The organism is Phyllobacterium sp. TAF24 (assembly GCF_052113785.1).
In the GTDB taxonomy this organism is placed as follows: Bacteria; Pseudomonadota; Alphaproteobacteria; order Rhizobiales; family Rhizobiaceae; genus Phyllobacterium.
The window spans coordinates 35,931-52,038 of record NZ_JBFRDN010000005.1 but is presented as its reverse complement, the minus strand read 5'-3'; the positions used below and the strand labels follow the sequence as shown (position 1 = coordinate 52,038).

General features: G+C 56.1%; 15 protein-coding genes. 5 read left to right on the top strand and 10 right to left on the bottom strand.

Annotated elements, in window-relative coordinates; genetic code table 11:
* Positions 1-118 precede the first annotated feature (118 nt).
* Genes AB4Y96_RS06210 through AB4Y96_RS06185 form a run of 6 tightly spaced genes read right to left on the bottom strand, consistent with a single transcriptional unit; the run spans position 119 to position 6,438 of the window.
* Positions 119-892, bottom strand: a complete 774-nt coding sequence (locus AB4Y96_RS06210) for an ABC transporter ATP-binding protein (RefSeq protein ID WP_441916292.1) — start codon at positions 890-892, stop codon at positions 119-121.
* The gene (locus AB4Y96_RS06205; RefSeq protein WP_441916291.1) at positions 889-1,722 is read right to left on the bottom strand and encodes an ABC transporter ATP-binding protein; all 834 of its coding nucleotides are present in this window, start codon (positions 1,720-1,722) and stop codon (positions 889-891) included. Before AB4Y96_RS06205 ends, AB4Y96_RS06210 begins: the two co-directional genes overlap by 4 nt.
* The gene (gene nikC / locus AB4Y96_RS06200) at positions 1,719-2,651 is read right to left on the bottom strand and encodes a nickel transporter permease (RefSeq protein WP_441916290.1); all 933 of its coding nucleotides are present in this window, start codon (positions 2,649-2,651) and stop codon (positions 1,719-1,721) included. The genes AB4Y96_RS06205 and nikC overlap by 4 nt, the downstream gene beginning before the upstream one ends.
* On the bottom strand, positions 2,648-3,715 hold the full coding sequence (locus tag AB4Y96_RS06195) for an ABC transporter permease (protein WP_091878798.1): 1,068 nt from the start codon (positions 3,713-3,715) through the stop codon (positions 2,648-2,650). Before AB4Y96_RS06195 ends, nikC begins: the two co-directional genes overlap by 4 nt.
* Before the next feature lie 28 nt (positions 3,716-3,743).
* Positions 3,744-5,354, bottom strand: coding sequence for an ABC transporter substrate-binding protein (locus AB4Y96_RS06190; protein WP_441916289.1), 1,611 nt, complete (start codon positions 5,352-5,354; stop codon positions 3,744-3,746).
* A gap of 28 nt (positions 5,355-5,382) precedes the next feature.
* Positions 5,383-6,438, bottom strand: a complete 1,056-nt coding sequence (locus tag AB4Y96_RS06185) for a dipeptidase (protein WP_441916288.1) — start codon at positions 6,436-6,438, stop codon at positions 5,383-5,385.
* A gap of 257 nt (positions 6,439-6,695) precedes the next feature.
* Between AB4Y96_RS06185 and AB4Y96_RS06180 the strand changes: the two genes are divergently transcribed.
* Both AB4Y96_RS06180 and AB4Y96_RS06175 read left to right on the top strand, forming a co-directional pair.
* Complete coding sequence (locus AB4Y96_RS06180) at positions 6,696-7,025, top strand: toxin-antitoxin system TumE family protein (protein ID WP_441916287.1); 330 nt, start codon at positions 6,696-6,698, stop codon at positions 7,023-7,025.
* Positions 7,022-7,387: an HVO_A0114 family putative DNA-binding protein gene (locus AB4Y96_RS06175; protein WP_441916286.1), complete on the top strand. Its 366-nt coding sequence runs from the start codon at positions 7,022-7,024 to the stop codon at positions 7,385-7,387. Before AB4Y96_RS06180 ends, AB4Y96_RS06175 begins: the two co-directional genes overlap by 4 nt.
* A gap of 32 nt (positions 7,388-7,419) precedes the next feature.
* Here the strand turns inward: AB4Y96_RS06175 and gyrB are convergent, their stop codons facing one another.
* Positions 7,420-9,861 (bottom strand): DNA topoisomerase (ATP-hydrolyzing) subunit B, encoded by a 2,442-nt coding sequence (gene gyrB, locus AB4Y96_RS06170; RefSeq protein ID WP_441916285.1) that lies wholly within the window; start codon positions 9,859-9,861, stop codon positions 7,420-7,422.
* Between the two features lie 193 nt (positions 9,862-10,054).
* Here gyrB and AB4Y96_RS06165 point away from each other — a divergent pair, with 193 nt between their 5' ends.
* Positions 10,055-11,434, top strand: a complete 1,380-nt coding sequence (locus AB4Y96_RS06165; RefSeq protein WP_441916284.1) for a cytochrome P450 — start codon at positions 10,055-10,057, stop codon at positions 11,432-11,434.
* A 568-nt stretch (positions 11,435-12,002) separates the two neighbouring features.
* Here AB4Y96_RS06165 and AB4Y96_RS06160 read toward each other — a convergent pair.
* Complete coding sequence (locus AB4Y96_RS06160) at positions 12,003-12,536, bottom strand: MarR family winged helix-turn-helix transcriptional regulator (protein ID WP_441916283.1); 534 nt, start codon at positions 12,534-12,536, stop codon at positions 12,003-12,005.
* Between the two features lie 959 nt (positions 12,537-13,495).
* Here AB4Y96_RS06160 and AB4Y96_RS06155 point away from each other — a divergent pair.
* Entirely contained in the window at positions 13,496-13,879 is a 384-nt protein-coding gene (locus tag AB4Y96_RS06155; protein WP_091880126.1) for an MbcA/ParS/Xre antitoxin family protein, read from the top strand.
* Positions 13,839-14,591 (top strand): RES family NAD+ phosphorylase, encoded by a 753-nt coding sequence (locus AB4Y96_RS06150; protein ID WP_441916282.1) that lies wholly within the window; start codon positions 13,839-13,841, stop codon positions 14,589-14,591. The genes AB4Y96_RS06155 and AB4Y96_RS06150 overlap by 41 nt, the downstream gene beginning before the upstream one ends.
* On the opposite strand, the gene fghA is transcribed toward AB4Y96_RS06150, so the two are convergent.
* Positions 14,588-15,421: an S-formylglutathione hydrolase gene (gene fghA / locus AB4Y96_RS06145; RefSeq protein WP_441916281.1), complete on the bottom strand. Its 834-nt coding sequence runs from the start codon at positions 15,419-15,421 to the stop codon at positions 14,588-14,590. The two genes, AB4Y96_RS06150 and fghA, sit on opposite strands and share 4 nt — an antisense overlap.
* Positions 15,422-15,450: 29 nt before the next feature.
* The gene (locus AB4Y96_RS06140) at positions 15,451-16,107 is read right to left on the bottom strand and encodes a DUF1345 domain-containing protein (RefSeq protein WP_441916280.1); all 657 of its coding nucleotides are present in this window, start codon (positions 16,105-16,107) and stop codon (positions 15,451-15,453) included.
* Position 16,108: the final 1 nt, after the last annotated feature.

Genomic DNA, 16,108 nt, shown 5'->3' with positions numbered 1-16,108 from the left:
CTCCGGTGTTGGGCAGACCATGGATGAAATGGCGTAAATGCGCCTTTAGGAAATTCGTTCAGATTGTCACGATCTGCGGCAAGTCTCAGCGTATGGTAAAAATCCGGTGAAACAGACCCTATGCGGTGGGTACATCCGGCCGGACAAAACCCTCGCTGGCGACAAGCAGATTGCGCGTATAGGCCTGCGTGACCTTGTGCGCCGCAAGATCATCAGCTGAAAGGCGCTCCACTTCCGCACCGTTCTGCATCACCATCAGCCGGTCGCACATATGGGTCACAACCGCCAGATCATGGCTGACCATGAGGAATGTCAAATTGCGGTCGCGGCGGATCTGTTCGAGCAGGTTCAGCACCTCCGCCTGCACCGAGGCATCAAGCGCCGATGTCGGTTCATCCAAAAGCAGGATGGAAGGTTCAAGGATCAGAGCGCGCGCGATAGCCACGCGCTGGCGCTGGCCGCCGGATAGCTGATGCGAATAGCGAAAGCGGAAGCTCGATCCAAGTCCCACCTCGTCAAGCGCGCGCAGGATACGTTTTTCAATATCGGCAAAGCCATGCACGGCCAGCGGCTCCAGCAAAAGCCGGTCGACGGTCTGGCGCGGATGCAGAGAACCATAGGGGTCCTGAAACACCATCTGCACTTCCCGGTAAAATGCCTTGGTGCGGCTCTTGCCGAGAAGCTTGCCGTTGACGGTGATCGATCCCCGTGTCGTTGGGGCCAGTCCTGCAATGGCACGCAGCAATGTCGACTTGCCTGAACCGGATTCGCCCACAAGCCCGAAGGATTCACCCGGCATCACGTCAAGACTGACGCCGCGAAGCGCGCGGAAGCGGTCGAATGTCACTTCAAGTTTATCGACAATAAGCGCTTTGGAAGGAGATATGGTCATGCGGCCCACTCCGGCTTGCGATCAAGGACGGGGAGCGGATGGGTATCGGCACCAATCTTGGGCATGCAGTTCAAAAGACCTTGCGTATAGGGATGTTTGGCATTGTGCAGGTCCTTGGCGGCAATCTCCTCGACGATCCGTCCGGCATACATGACAATGACCCGGTCGCAGAAGGAGGATACCAGCCGCAAATCATGCGAAATGAAGATCAGCCCCATGCCGCGGTCCCGCACCAGATTGTCGAGGATGGCAAGAACGTCGAGCTGGACGGTGACATCAAGCGCCGAGGTCGGCTCGTCTGCGATCAGCAATTCAGGCCCGGTGATCAGCATCATGGCAATCATGGCACGCTGCCCCATACCGCCCGATACTTCGTGCGGGTGCAGATCAAAAACCCGCTCAGGGTCGCGAATCTGCACGGCGGCAAGCATGTCGAGCGCCCGCTTGCGCGCTTCTGACCGGCCGACCTTTTCATGGGTGCGCAGGGTTTCGACAATCTGCCGTCCGATGCTCATCACCGGATTGAGCGAATATTTCGGGTCCTGCAGGATCATGGCGATACGATTGCCGCGCAGCGACCGCCGTTCGGCTGCTGAGACTTTCAGAAGATCGATCCCGTCGAAATTCAACGTCTCCGCCGTGATTTTCGCATGAGATGGCGTCAGCCCCATAATGGCACGCCCGGTCTGGGATTTGCCAGAACCGGATTCACCGACAATGCCAAGACGTTCACGGCCAAGGGTAAAGGAGACGCCACGCACGGCATCGACCACCCCGGTGCGGGTTGGAAACTGAACCCGTAGATCGTTCACTGTCAAAAGGGTGCTCATTGGTTGTTACCCCGCGGATCAAGCGCATCACGCAGGCCATCTCCCAGCAGGTTGAAGCCAAGGCTGACGATGACAATGGCAAAGCCGGGTGCTGCCGCAACCCACCATTGATCCATGATGAAGCGACGGCCCGAAGCGATCATCGCACCCCACTCCGGCAGTGGTGGTTGCGCGCCGAGGCCAAGAAAGCCAAGACCGGCTGCAATCAGGATGATGCCAGCCATATCAAGTGTCACACGCACAATGAGCGAGGACAGGCAAAGCGGCATGATGTGGCGCAGGACAATCCGAAAGGGCGATGCGCCCATCAGGCGCACGGCTGCAATATAGTCGGAGTTGCGTATGGTGAGCGTCTCGGCTCTGGCAATACGGGCATAGGGTGGCCATGAGGTGACGGCAATGGCCAAGACCGCATTCTCAATGCCGGGTCCCAGGGCTGCGACCAGCGCCAGCGCCAGAATGAGCTTTGGAAAGGCAAGGAAAATATCTGTCAGGCGCATCAGGATCGAATCCACCCAGCCACCCGCATAACCGGCGACAGTGCCGACGATCAGGCCGATAGGTGCCGCGATGATGGCGACGAGAATAACCACATAGAGTGTCAGGCGCGAGCCATAGATCAGGCGCGAGAGAATATCGCGGCCCTGATCATCGGTGCCAAGCCAATAGTCACCGCCGGGCGGTAGCAGGCGCGCATTGCGCAAATCGCCAATGACGGGCGAATGCGGCGCCAGAACATTGGCCAGGGCGGCGACCAGCAACAGCGCGATGATGATGGCAAGACCGGCGAGAGCGAGCCGGTTGCTGGCAAAGCGGCCCCAGACGAGATAGGCGCGGCCAAGCCTTGCCTGCACGCGCGATTGCGGACGGTCACTCATCAGCCATTCACGGCGGGACATGGGTTGTGGTGTCTTGATTGTCTGGCTCATCGTGCACGCGTCCGTGGGTCAAGCACCCGATACAGGAGATCGGACAGAAGATTGATGGCGATGAACACTGTGCCGATGACGATAGTCCCGCCAAGCACAGCGTTCATATCGGCGTTTTGCAGTGAGTTGGTGATGTACATGCCAAGTCCCGGCCATGAAAAGACTGTTTCAGTCAGCACTGAACCTTCGAGCAAATTGGCATAGGACAGGGCAATGACTGTCACCAGGGGCACCGCCGCATTGCGCAGCGCATGGGCCCAGATGATACGGGTTTCGGACAGGCCCTTGGCACGGGCGGCTACGATATATTCCTGCTCCAGTTCATTCAGCATAAAGCTGCGGGTCATGCGGCTGATATAGGCAAGCGAGAAATAACCGAGCAGCGAGGCGGGCAGGATGATGAAGGAGAAGATATTCCGGAAGGCTTCCCAATTGCCCTGCAACACGGCGTCAAGGAGATAGAAGCCTGTTATGGGCGTGAAGGTGTATTCATAGATGACATCAATACGGCCGGGGCCAGAGGTCCAGCCAAGCTTGGCATAGAAGACCAGTAGTGCCAGAAGCCCAAGCCAGAAGATTGGCATGGAATAGCCGATCAGACCGATAAGACGCACGATCTGGTCAACAAGGCTACCGCGCTTGACAGCGGCAAGGACACCAAGAGGCACGCCGAAAAGCGTGCCTATGAGTGTACCGAAAGTGGCAAGTTCCATGGTCGCGGGAAATACCCTGCGGATGTCGGTCATCACAGGATTGGACGTTAAAACCGAATTGCCGAAATTGCCCTGCAACGCGCCTTTCACGTAAAGGATAAACTGCTGATAGATCGGCAGGTTCAACCCATATTCTTCCCGGATACGTTCGACCACATGGGCCGGGGCTCGATCACCAACGATCGCCAAGGCGGGATCAATGGGAATGACCCGCCCGATGAAGAACGTGACGGCAAGAAGGCCAAGGAAGGTGATTGCACCGATCAGCACAAAACGGCCAATGGCAAGGGCAAGGCTGGAGACCCAGGCGCCTGAGCGCCTGGCCTCCAGTTGGGTATCGGTCGTTGTCATCGTGTCAGCCTTGGGCGTTTGCCCCAGTTCATTTCGATACGTTGAAGACGTAGTTGGTATCGAATGATGGTCCAAGCTTCAGGCCCTTGAGGGTTGAACGGTAACCAGCAACTTCCGTCTGCTGGAACAACATCACAAACGGGCTTGTTTCAAGAACCTTCTTCTGCAGATCCACGTAGATCTGCGCACGTTTGGCCGTGTCGCGTTCAAGCAAAGCGGCCTTGGTTTCCTTGGTCAGCTCAGGCACGTCCCAGGCATTGCGCCATGCGAGCGTCTTGTTGGTGCCCGTATCGGCATTATCAGGATTGCTGGTGAAGGTTTCCGCATTGGAATTCGGGTCCCAGTAATCAACGCCCCACTGGCCGATATAGATGTCGTGCGTGCGGGCACGGAATTTTGTCAGGGTCTGCTTGCCGTCACCGGGGATAATCTCCAGCTTGACGCCGCCCTGTGCAAATGTCTGCTGTACGGATTCGGCAATGCCCGTTACCGGCTGGCCGTTACGCACATCCATTGTCACCGAGAAGCCGTCCTTCAGACCTGCCTTATCAAGAAGCTCCTTGGCCTTTGCCACGTTGAGCGAATAGGGCTTTTCATCCAGTTCGCCCAGAATGCCCTTCGGCAGGAAAGTCTGGTGGATTTCGCCGATACCCTTAATCAGCTTTTCGCCGATGGCATCGTAATCAACGAGGTATTTCAGTGCCTCACGCACCTCTGGCTTGGCCAGATTGGCATTCTTCTGGTTAAGACTGAAATAATAGATTGTGCCCTTTGGCGCACTTGTCGTCTTGATGTCGCTGTTCTTGACGACCTGTTCCAGATCGTTCGGTTCCAGATTGCGGGCAACATCAATATCGCCTTTTTCCAGCAGCAGGCGCTGCGTCGCGCTTTCCTTCACATGGCGATAGATAACGCGGTTGAGTATCGACTTGGTGCCGTAATAATTGTCATTACGTTCCAGAACGAGGATTTCGTTGGCACGCCAGTCGCGGATTTTCATCGGACCGGACCCGGCATAATTGGTCTTCATCCAGGCATTGCCGTAATCATTGTCGACGATGTGCTGGGAGACGAGCTTCTTGTCGACAACCGAGGCGACCGTTGCGGTCAGGCAGTTGAGCACAAAGCTCGGCGCATAGGGCTGATCAACGGTGAAGACAAAGGTGTTCGGATCTGTCGCCTTGGCCTTTTCGGTCACATTGTCAGGCTTCAGGCCAAACTGGGTGAGAATGAACGCCGGGCTCTTGTCGATCTTGATGGCACGCTCGAAGGAATAGGCAACGTCTTCGGCAGTCAACGGGTTGCCCGAAGCGAATTTCAGGCCCTGCTTCAGCTTGAACGTATAGGTCAGGCCATCATCAGAAACCGTCCAGCTTTCGGCAATATCGGGGGTAATCTTGGAAGGATCGTTAATATCGAGACGAACCAGCTTGTCATAGGTATTGCCGTTGATTTCACCCATGGTGAGCTCGAATGCTTCGCCCGGATCAAGCGTGATGACATCATCAATCGCCCATGCTTCGACAAGCGTGTCCGCCGGTGTTGCCGCCCACGCAGGCACGCCCGACACAACAAGCGCTGACAGCGCCGCGCTGCCGACGAGCAGTCGGAATTTTGCGTTTATCTGATTGATCAACATTATGATTACCCCTGTTTTTTGTATTGTTTCAGTTTGTTTCGTGCCAGGCCGACCCAAGAACGCGCATCCAGTTCCCGCGGCAAATCTTGGCAAGGTCCTCGTCAGAATATCCGGCCTCTCCCAGCGCGTTGACGAGCGCCTGATTGCCCGCTGCATCACCAATTTCGCCGGGGATTTTAGCACCATCAAAATCTGAGCCAAGTGCCACGCAGTCAATACCCATGCGATTGACCATATAATCAATATGACGAACCATATCGCTGAGCGGCGTGTCGGCATTTTCGCGCGCGTCAGGACGCAGCATCGCCACAGCATAATTCAGGCCAACCAGCCCCTTGCGCTCCCGGATAGCGTCGAACTGTTTGTCCGTCAGATTGCGGGCGACCGGGGTCAGCGCATGAACATTGGAATGGCTGGCGACCAGCGGCTGATCGCTGATACGGGCGACATCCCAGAAACCTTTTTCGGTGATGTGGGCGAGATCGACAAGAATACCGAGGCGATTGCAGGCCTTGACGAGATCCTCGCCAGCGGCGGTCAAACCGGGGCCCGTATCGGGGTCCATCGGGTAAGCAAAGGGAACCCCATGGCCAAAAACATTGTTGCGGCTCCAGACAGGCCCCAGAGAGCGCAAACCGGCAGCATAGAAGACATCCAGCGCGGAAAGATCAGCGCCAATACCTTCGCAGCCCTCAATATGCAAAACCGCAGCAAAAAGGTCCTTGCCCATCGCTTCCTCGATATCGGCAGTGGACCGGCATAATTTCCAACCGCCCGCCTGTTCGAGACGCAGCGCAATTGAAGCCATTTCCAGCGAAATATCGAGAGAGGGCGCACGCTCCAAAGGCGCGGCAAGCGGGGTGGAATAATGACCTTTTGCATCCGGCGCCTTGAAGGCGAGATCGCCGGATGGGACATAGATGGCACAAAGTCCGCCGATCAACCCGCCCTTCAGCGCACGCTTCTTGTCGATATGCCCTGATGTGGTGCCGTCGATGAATTCCCTGATCGGGTCGGCTCCGTCTCTTGAATGTTTCCACAACCGGTAAAGCACATCGTTGTGACCATCAAAGACAGGCTGCATTTCAATTCCCAATCCGGTTGTTCGGCAAGGCGCAAGCACCGATAAATCGTTTCATCAATTCCGGCATCACGCACTTCTTCTTCGACAAAAGATCATGTCACCGGCGAACAGGCAAGATAGTAATTGTACAAAAGTATAATAGCCGCCGCATTTGTGCGCGGGCGGCAATACCGACCTGCTGCAACCTGTGGATCGTGGAAATTAATTCCCATTCTCGTAATGGTTCTCGGCCAATGAATCGCAGCTTGATACTAGCGTTGGCAGAATTGACAACAACTGAGATCGTTGGCATGATTGACAACACGAGAGCCGATATAATTTACAGGTATAAGAGTGTATTTCCAGACGGCGCTATCTTGGAAATGGTGATCTGGAAAGTCCCGGCACCAGTCGCAGGGAGCACCCATTTATACAAATATCGGCTGTACTGGGGTCGAAACAACGTGCGAATCGTTGGTTACGATAATGAACGTGGAAAGGGCGATCATTGCCATCTTGACGGCAACGAACATCCCTACCGCTTTAGCTCTCCAGAAGCACTGATCAACGATTTTTATGCCGAAATTCGCAAGAGGATGATCAGATGAAGAGAGCAACGATCCAGATACGCAGTGATGCGCAAGCCATTCTGCAGGATGCGGCGGACGGATTTCTGCATGCTTGGCACAATGGCAAGGTCGAACCGGCAGCAACGTTCACCTTCAGCTCACCAGCGCAGCTATTCTCAGTCATCACGCCAAAGCGATGGGACCTGATCGAACATTTGCAGAAAATTGGCCCGACAAGTATTCGCGGACTTGCACGTTCACTTCAGCGCGACGTCAAGCGCGTTCATGATGACGTTACTGCATTGATCGAATGGGGTCTCGTAGCGCGCACAAATGACGCCAAAGTTTGTGTACCGTTCGATGTCATTCATGCGGACTTCGACCTGCGGGCGGTTGCCTGACGACAACGCCCGCAGTGGATTTCGCTTAAACCTTACACGTCCAGATTGGCGACGCTTAGCGCATTGTCCTGAATGAATTCGCGGCGCGGTTCAACGTCATCGCCCATCAGCCTTGAGAACAGGCTATCGGCATCGGTCGCGTCGTTGACCTTCACCTGCAGCAGTGAACGCGCATTCGGATCAAGCGTGGTTTCCCACAGCTGGTCGGCATTCATTTCGCCCAGACCCTTATAGCGTTGCAGCGACAGGCCCTTGCGACCCGTGGCAAAGACTGCTTCCAGCAGTGTGCTTGGTCCGGCAAGGGATTCGACCTTCTCCTTGCGGCGCAGAACCGGCGGCTTGCCGTAAACTTCCTGCAGACGCGGCGAGTAGCGGTCGAGCTGGCGTGCATCGGCGGAGCCGATCAAAGCCATATCGAGTGTTACAGTTTCCTTCACACCGCGCAGCGAGCGCTCAAGGACGTAACCATCAACACCATCATCAGGCGTTGCGAGGCGTCCGGACCAGCCCTTTTCCGTTTCTTCGGCGATCAGATCGAGGCGGGCAGCAACTTCCTTCACCAAAAGCTCGGCGCGTGGCGTATCGGAAATGGCTTCAGGATTGAGAGCCCCGGCGATGGTCGCCTGTTCCACAACGGCACGGTCGTAACGGGTATTGAGGCCCGTTAGCAGATGCCGGACAGCCAGCGCATCATTGATGACGGCGCGCAGGTCGGGTCCGGTGCGCACTTCGCCGCTGGTCAATTCCAGCGATGCTTCTTCCAGACCCGATTCAATCAGGAATTCCTCGAAAGCAGCTTCGTTTTTGATGTATTGCGAGGACTTGCCACGCGACACCTTATAAAGCGGTGGCTGGGCGATATAGATATGGCCACGCTCGATCAATTCAGGCATCTGGCGGAAGAAGAACGTCAGCAACAGCGTGCGAATATGCGCGCCATCGACGTCAGCATCCGTCATGATGATGATCTTGTGGTAACGCAGCTTGTCCGGATTGAACTCATCCTTACCAATGCTGGTGCCCAGCGCCAGAATCAGCGTGCCGATCTGGTCGGAGGAAAGCATGCGGTCGAGCTTGACGCGCTCGACGTTGAGAATTTTACCACGCAGCGGCAGGATGGCCTGATTCTGGCGCGAACGTCCGCCCTTGGCAGAACCACCGGCAGAATCACCCTCGACGATGAAGATTTCCGACTTTGCCGGATCGCGTTCCTGACAATCGGCAAGCTTGCCCGGCAGTGAGCTGATGCTGAGCGAGTTCTTGCGGGTGATGTCGCGCGCTTTACGCGCAGCTTCACGGGCGGATGCGGCCTGAATGACCTTCTCCACAAGAATCTTGCCCTCAGCCGGATGCTCTTCGAGCCAGCTTGACAGCGCCTCGTTGACAAGGCTTTCGACAACCGCACGCACTTCGGACGAAACAAGCTTGTCCTTGGTCTGCGACGAGAATTTCGGATCGGGAACCTTGACCGAGAGAACAGCAGTCAGACCTTCGCGGCAATCATCGCCAGTCAGCGTAACCTTTGCCTTCTTGGCCTGTCCGGAGCTTTCGGCATAACCGGTCATCTGGCGCGTCAGCGCACCACGGAAACCGGCAAGGTGCGTGCCGCCATCGCGCTGCGGAATGTTGTTGGTGAAGCACAGCACGTTCTCATGGTAGCTGTCGTTCCACCACATGGCGACTTCCACCGTGGTGTCATCGCGCTCACCGCGAATGTAGATCGGCTCGTTGACCAGTTCTTTCTTCGTGCGATCGAGATATTTGACATAGGCGGTCAGTCCGCCCTCGTAGAATAGTTCAAGATCAACCGGATCGGCATGGCGACGATCCGCGAGCAAAATGCGGACACCTGAATTCAGGAACGCAAGCTCGCGCAGGCGATGCTCCAGCGTCTTGAAGTCAAACTCGACCATGGTGAACGTATCTGTTGATGGCAGGAAGGATACTTCCGTACCCGTCTCGCCATTCGAGTCGCCCGTCACCTTGAGCGGCGCATCAGCAACACCGTGGGTAAAGCTCATCTCATGAACCTTGCCCTGACGGCGAACCTTCAGGCGCAGCCAGACCGACAGTGCATTGACCACAGAAACACCGACGCCGTGCAGGCCACCTGACACTTTATAGGAATTCTGGTCGAATTTACCGCCCGCATGCAGCTGGGTCATGATGACCTCGGCAGCCGAGACGCCTTCTTCGTGCATATCTGTGGGAATCCCGCGCCCGTTATCCGTAACGGTGCAGGAACCGTCGGGATTAAGCGTCACGGTGACGCGGGTCGCATGACCGGCAAGTGCCTCGTCAATTGCGTTGTCCACGACTTCGTAAACCATGTGGTGCAAACCGGAACCATCGTCCGTGTCACCGATATACATGCCTGGGCGTTTGCGAACAGCATCCAACCCCTTGAGAACCTTGATGGAATCTGCACCATATTCCGGTGAAGTTCCGGTCGTCATCTCAGGTGTATCACTCATATAAATTCAATCTTTTCTTGGCGCCGTGAGCTGGCGTGAAGGACCCGGGCGAATCATGCCCGGTTACAGACTTAGATATAGTGGTTAATGTGGGTTTTTCCAATTCTTGAGCACCAGGCTATCCACGGATGATGGCTAAATTAGTGGACATTGGGAATAATTATACCCACATCGTGGCTCTGGAGGCTGCCAAATGGACACTGTCAGAACCGCATTCATTCCCCCTGCACCGATACCGCGTACGGGACCGGTTGGTACGATTGAGCTAATCCGCACCATTTACCGCAATCCACTCGAATTATGGGGCGAGCCCTCCTACAACGAACCATGGGTATCAATCGACTGGGCCTTCCAGCACACGATCATTGCCAATGATCCCGGCCTTATCCGGCACATCCTTGTCGACAATGCCAAGAACTACAAAATGGCGGCAGTGCGCCAGCGCATCCTGCGACCAATTCTGCGCGATGGGCTTTTGACTGCCGAAGGCGAAACATGGAAGCGCTCGCGCAAGGCCATGGCCCCGGTGTTCACCCCGCGCCATATCAATGGCTTTGCCGAAGCGATGAAGCGAACGACCGAAAACTTTGCCCAGCGCTATGAAAGCGTGGCCGGAACCGTCGATGTCTCCCGCGATATGACGATGCTCACCTATGACATTCTGGCGGAAACTTTATTTTCAGGCGAAATCGCCGGGGAAGCGGATCAATTTGCCCACGAGGTTGACCGGCTGTTCGAGACGATGGGCCGCGTCGATCCGCTTGACCTTCTCGGTGCGCCAAGCTGGCTGCCGCGCTTTACCCAGATACGCGGGCGCCGAGCGCTGGCTTTCTTCCGCAAGATCGTTGCCGAGACCATCGTCCTGCGCAAGGCACGGATGGACCGTGACGGCGATAAGGTTCCCAATGATTTCCTCACGCTGCTTCTGCGGGCGGAAGGACCGGAGGGGCTGTCGCGTGCGGAGATTGAAGACAATATCATCACCTTCATCGGCGCCGGGCATGAAACCACGGCGCGCGCCTTGGGCTGGACACTCTATTTGCTGGCACAGGCGCCGTGGGAGCGCGACCTGATCGAGCAGGAAATCGATGCCTTCATGCAGCAGGACCCTTTGCCCGCGCCGCATGATTGGCTGAACGCCCTGCCACTCACCCGCGCAGCATTTGAGGAAGCCATGCGGCTCTACCCGCCCGCGCCCTCGATCAATCGCGAGCCGGTGGAAGACGATCAGTACAAGGACCTGTTTATTCCCAAGGGCTCGGCCATTCTGGTCATGCCATGGACCGTACATCGCCACCGGCTCTACTGGGACAACCCTGAAGCTTTCGTGCCCGCCCGCTTCCACCCGGATAATCGCGACAAGATCGACCGCTTCCAGTATCTGCCCTTCGGCGCCGGCCCGCGCGTGTGCATCGGCGCCAGCTTTGCCCTGCAGGAAGCCATCATCGCGCTTGCAACACTGCTGCACCGCTTCCGCTTCGATACGGTCGGCACCGGTAAGCCATGGCCGGTACAAAAGCTGACCACCCAACCCGATGGCGGCTTGCCCATGGCTGTTACCGGGCGGAGATAGGAGAGTGAGCGTTGCATCAATACAGCGTGTGATTCGACATACCTCTCCCGTCATTCTCGGGTTTAATCCGAGGACCCATAACCCCAAAGTGCTGAATATCCGGATTTACCTAATCTCCTTAGTCGTGGGTCCTCGGGTCGAGCCCGAGGATGACGGAGAGATGGGTTGCAGGGAGCTTTATTCTGCAGCATGTGTGATTCTGTAGTGCTGCGATTATCGTTACAGCCACCCCTCTCCCTCATGGTGAGCTTGTCGAACCACGAACCATGCAGCGGCGGCGTTCACCCCCCTCTGGGCTGTCGCCCATCTTCCCCCACACTGACATGAATGCTTTCCACAACAGGAAACATTGGAGATTGTGCGAAGGCTGTACTGACAGCTGATCTCCCCCCTTGTGGGGGAGATGCCTGACAAGGCAGAGGGGGGTGAATACATCACCCAACATTGCAGTTGCAGAACTTGGCTCCCTGCAACCTACCTCTCTCCCTTATGGTGAGCCTCCTGAGCCTGTCGAAGGGCGAACCACGCACACCGCTTCTGCAATCTTTCTTTGCGATCTGATCTGAACTCAGTGGTTCATTCCGCGATCAGCACCTTTCATTCTCTGAACTTTCATTTCCACAGGACAATCCGGTCCACAGGCTGCTTCATCGCACAGCCTGCAAAGATGATCGGATTGATCGCGATCGATTGTCAGGTTTTCCAGCATTTCCGACACCAGGCCGTGCAAAACATCCTGCTTTTGCGGCGACAGGTTGACGAGTGCTTTCGCAAGGACCCCCGCACGGGCGTTGATCAAGGCTTCGCGAATGCGTTGTCCTTCAGGGGTAAGTTGCGGCGTTACTTCACGCTTGTCCTTACCCGATGCTTTAATAACAAGACCAGCGCTGACGAGCGCCTCAACCGTTCGCACGATCACGGAATGGCTGAGCCCCGCAATGGTCGCAATCTCCCGGAGCGTCAGATTGGGATAATGACCCAATGCCACCAAAGTTGCACAACCAGCGGTTCCAACACCGCTGCTTTCCTGCACAGCTTCAATCTGCGCATCGGCCAGTGCCAATGACAGGGCTCCCAGTAAATTTACCAGTTGTGAATTCATCTGCATCCATATATATGTGTGTTGCATACATTTATATCTTTAGTACTTTAATTCATTTTTATCCCACCGAATAGCGGGAGACTCCATAAATGACATTCCATCAACAGACCAAACATCAATATGTAGACAATCAACTGATATTGCTCACTTATTGCCGTGCAGGAATCGGAGCGGCAATGGTGTTGTTCCTTGCACAAAGGCTTTGTTCCGGTTTGGAAGCATCTCGGAAGCTCCTGTCATCAGAGCGTTAGAAGAACCAATGTCTTTGGTAATTTTCGAATCTTTCAGACGCTTTGCTCTCCCTTATCCACATTAAGAGAGTGAGCGTTGCATTAACATGGCGCGTGGTTCGACATACCTCCCCGTCATCCTCAGTCCTCGGGTTAAGCCCGAGGACCCATAACCCCAAAGTGCTGAATATCCGGATTCACCTAATCTCCTTAGTCGTGGGTCCTCGGGTCAAGCCCGAGGATGACGGTGGGGGTGGGTTGCTGAGGAGTCAAGTTCTGCAATGGTGGAGATTAGTTTTGCAACCAAACCAAACCCCTCATCCTGAGCTTGTCGAAGGGCGCAACAATCGATTTGCAGCCGACATGATTAAGCTTCCCCATTGCCACGCCCGCTTTTGCGTCTGGTTATTGAAAGGTGGGAAAGACGGGCGATCCAAAAACGGCGGCATTCACCCCCCTCTGTCCTATCGGACATCTCCCCCACAAGGGGGGAGATCAGCTGTCAGTACTGCCTTTGCACAATTTGAAATGCTTCCTGTTATGGGAAAGCGTTTGTGTCGATGTGATCTCCCCCCTTGTGGGGGAGTAGTCCGACAGGACAGAGGAGGGTGAAATGCCTCGACCCAATGGCAGAAAGCCCCCTGTAACCCCGCATAGACAAACAATAAACCCGCCAATTGATTTCACATGAAATAAACGCTATATTCCTTTCAGAAGAAAGGTATAATTATGTCGGCACTCACTCAACGCACACCGGAACGCTCCAGCAAGACTGCGGTTGTCTCGAAAGCCTTGTTGCGCTCAGCCGAACTGCTCGGGCTGACCGCCAAGGAGCTGTCAACAGTGGTTGGATTGTCGGAGCCGACCATATCACGCCTGAAGCGCAGTGAGGATGGCACGCCGCTGACCGGCAAAAGCTACGAACTGGCGCTCCTGTTCATCCGCCTTTACCGCTCCCTCGACGCCATTGTCGGTGGTGACGATACCGTCGCCCGGCACTGGATCCGCACTGACAACAGCATGCTTGGCGGCAAGCCGCTCAATCGCATCAAAACCATTGACGGTCTCGCCCATGTCCTCGCCTATCTGGACGCCCGACGCGCTCCGATCTGAGGCGCGTGACAGGCACGGCGCCTGCTGGCGTCTTGTTGAAGCCCAGCACCGCGTTTCCACCATGAAACTTGTCGATACGCTCGACGAGCAGGCTTTGCTTGAAGACGAGATCGAGGCGACGAAACCACCCCTTCCGCAGGCCTGTGTGCATCTCGACTATCTGCTGGCAACGCCGTTCCGCTATGGCCGCTATCCCGGCAATTCGCGCTTCCGGCGCGAAGGCTATTCCCCCGGCGTGTTCTATGCCAGCGAGGTGGTGGAGACAGCCGTTGCCGAAACGGCCTTTTACCGGCTGCTGTTCTTCAGCGAGAGCCCCGGCACGCCATGGCCGCGCAATGCGCTGGAATTCACCGCATTTGAAGCCCGCTACGCCACCAAGCGCGGCATCGATCTGATGGCTGCGCCCTTTGTGCAGCATGCGGAGCACTGGACGCACCTGTCCGATTACTCGGCCTGTCTTGCGCTTGCCGATGCGGCACACGAGGCTGAAATCGAGATTATCCGCTACAAGTCGGTGCGCGATCCATCGGGCGGTGCCAATCTCGCGCTTCTCTCCTGCGCCGCCTTTGCCATGCCCCGCCCGACGCACACGACGACGTGGCGGCTGGTGTTTTCCGATTATGGCGTCAAAGCCATTTGCGATCAGCCTGATATTCGGCTGGGTTTCAGCCGTGCGATCTTTGCCAATGATCCACGCATGGCGCGGGTCTAGCCAAGCCGCGCCGCATGCCAGGCGATGTGATCGGCCATGAAAGTCGAGATGAAAAAGTAGGAATGGTCATAGCCATCGCGCATGTTCAGCGTCAGCGGAATACCGGCGCGCTTGCAGGCGACTTCCAACAGCCATGGACGCAGGCCATCATCGAGAAAACCATCGGCCTTGCCCTGATCCACCAGCAATTCCGGCACCCGGTGGCCGTCTTCGATCAGAAGCACGCTGTCATAGGCGCGCCAAGCTGCCTGATCCGGGCCAAGATATTTCTCAAAAGCGGGACGTGACCAGCCCGCAACGCCCGGACGGGTAATCGGAGCGAAGGCCGATACGGACCTGAATCGATCAGGGTTTTTGAGCGCCAGCGTGATCGCGCCGTGCCCGCCCATGGAGTGGCCGAAAATGCCCTGACGCGCCATATCAACGGGGAAATTAGCGGCGATCAGCGCGGGCAGTTCCTCGGCGATATAACTTGCCATGCGATAATTGGTGGCATAGGGCGCCTGCGTCGCATCGAGATAAAAGCCCGCGCCTTTACCGAATTGCCAATTGTCCGTTTCGTCGGGCACATGCTCGCCGCGCGGGCTGGTATCAGGGCAGATGATGGCCACTCCATGCTCGGCGGCGGCTCGGCGATATTCGCCCTTGTCCATGACATTCTGGTGGGTGCAGGTAAGACCCGACAGATACCACAGCACCGGCACTGGACCATCCTTTGCCTGCGGCGGCAGGAAAACCGCAAAGGTCATGTCGCATTGGCAGGCATCGCTGCGATGACGATAGACCCCTTGCGTACCGTCAAAACTTTTGGCGATCGATAGCGTTTCCATGACAATTCCCGTGAGATTTTATGTGTTGATTATTGGCCGAGCGAGACGGCGACATTCACCGCTGCCGCGACAAGAACGGTGTTGAAGAAGAATGAAACAATGGCGTGCAGCAGATTGACCTTGCGCATTTCGGTGCTGGTGACAGCGGTATCCGAGGTCTGGGCCGTCATACCGATGACAAAGGAAAAATAGAGAAACTCGATGCCGCCGGGTTCTTTTTCGCCGGGAAAGTCCAGACCGCCCACATGTTTGCGCGGCGCATCTTTTGCGCCGTCCGCCGTCTCATCCGGCTGCCAGTAAAGATGGGCATAATGAATGGCGGTCATCATATGAATGGTGAACCAGCCAAGCGGCACTGCAGCCAATGCCAGAGAAAGATCGAGCAAATGCGGGTTTTTCTCACTGTTGATCAAGACGAACAGCGAGCCCACAGCCACGACAACCGTGCAGAATGTCACGGCAAAAATAATCCAGATCGGCTCATCGGAACGGGCGGCATTCTTCCTGAGAAAGGCTGCCGTCAGACGGTGAATCTTGAACGCAGAGAGCACAAGATAGACGATGAAAAAGGCGTTTGCGCCGATCACATAGGCAAGGCGCGGGTAGAACGCCAGAGCGAGCGCCAGCGCTGCAATGCCGATAATCGCTGCAAGATAGAAGGGATTGTGCCGCCGCAGTATCAACATC

Bases quoted from the DNA above. Each gene is read 5' to 3' on its own strand.
- AB4Y96_RS06210 (WP_441916292.1), bottom strand. From the start codon at position 892: ATGACCATATCTCCTTCCAAAGCGCTTATTGTCGATAAACTTGAAGTG.
- AB4Y96_RS06205 (WP_441916291.1), bottom strand. From the start codon at position 1,722: ATGAGCACCCTTTTGACAGTGAACGATCTACGGGTTCAGTTTCCAACC.
- nikC (WP_441916290.1), bottom strand. From the start codon at position 2,651: ATGAGCCAGACAATCAAGACACCACAACCCATGTCCCGCCGTGAATGG.
- AB4Y96_RS06195 (WP_091878798.1), bottom strand. From the start codon at position 3,715: ATGACAACGACCGATACCCAACTGGAGGCCAGGCGCTCAGGCGCCTGG.
- AB4Y96_RS06190 (WP_441916289.1), bottom strand. From the start codon at position 5,354: ATGTTGATCAATCAGATAAACGCAAAATTCCGACTGCTCGTCGGCAGC.
- AB4Y96_RS06185 (WP_441916288.1), bottom strand. From the start codon at position 6,438: ATGCAGCCTGTCTTTGATGGTCACAACGATGTGCTTTACCGGTTGTGG.
- AB4Y96_RS06175 (WP_441916286.1), top strand. From the start codon at position 7,022: ATGAAGAGAGCAACGATCCAGATACGCAGTGATGCGCAAGCCATTCTG.
- gyrB (WP_441916285.1), bottom strand. From the start codon at position 9,861: ATGAGTGATACACCTGAGATGACGACCGGAACTTCACCGGAATATGGT.
- AB4Y96_RS06165 (WP_441916284.1), top strand. From the start codon at position 10,055: ATGGACACTGTCAGAACCGCATTCATTCCCCCTGCACCGATACCGCGT.
- AB4Y96_RS06160 (WP_441916283.1), bottom strand. From the start codon at position 12,536: ATGAATTCACAACTGGTAAATTTACTGGGAGCCCTGTCATTGGCACTG.
- AB4Y96_RS06155 (WP_091880126.1), top strand. From the start codon at position 13,496: ATGTCGGCACTCACTCAACGCACACCGGAACGCTCCAGCAAGACTGCG.
- AB4Y96_RS06150 (WP_441916282.1), top strand. From the start codon at position 13,839: ATGTCCTCGCCTATCTGGACGCCCGACGCGCTCCGATCTGAGGCGCGT.
- fghA (WP_441916281.1), bottom strand. From the start codon at position 15,421: ATGGAAACGCTATCGATCGCCAAAAGTTTTGACGGTACGCAAGGGGTC.
- AB4Y96_RS06140 (WP_441916280.1), bottom strand. From the start codon at position 16,107: ATGTTGATACTGCGGCGGCACAATCCCTTCTATCTTGCAGCGATTATC.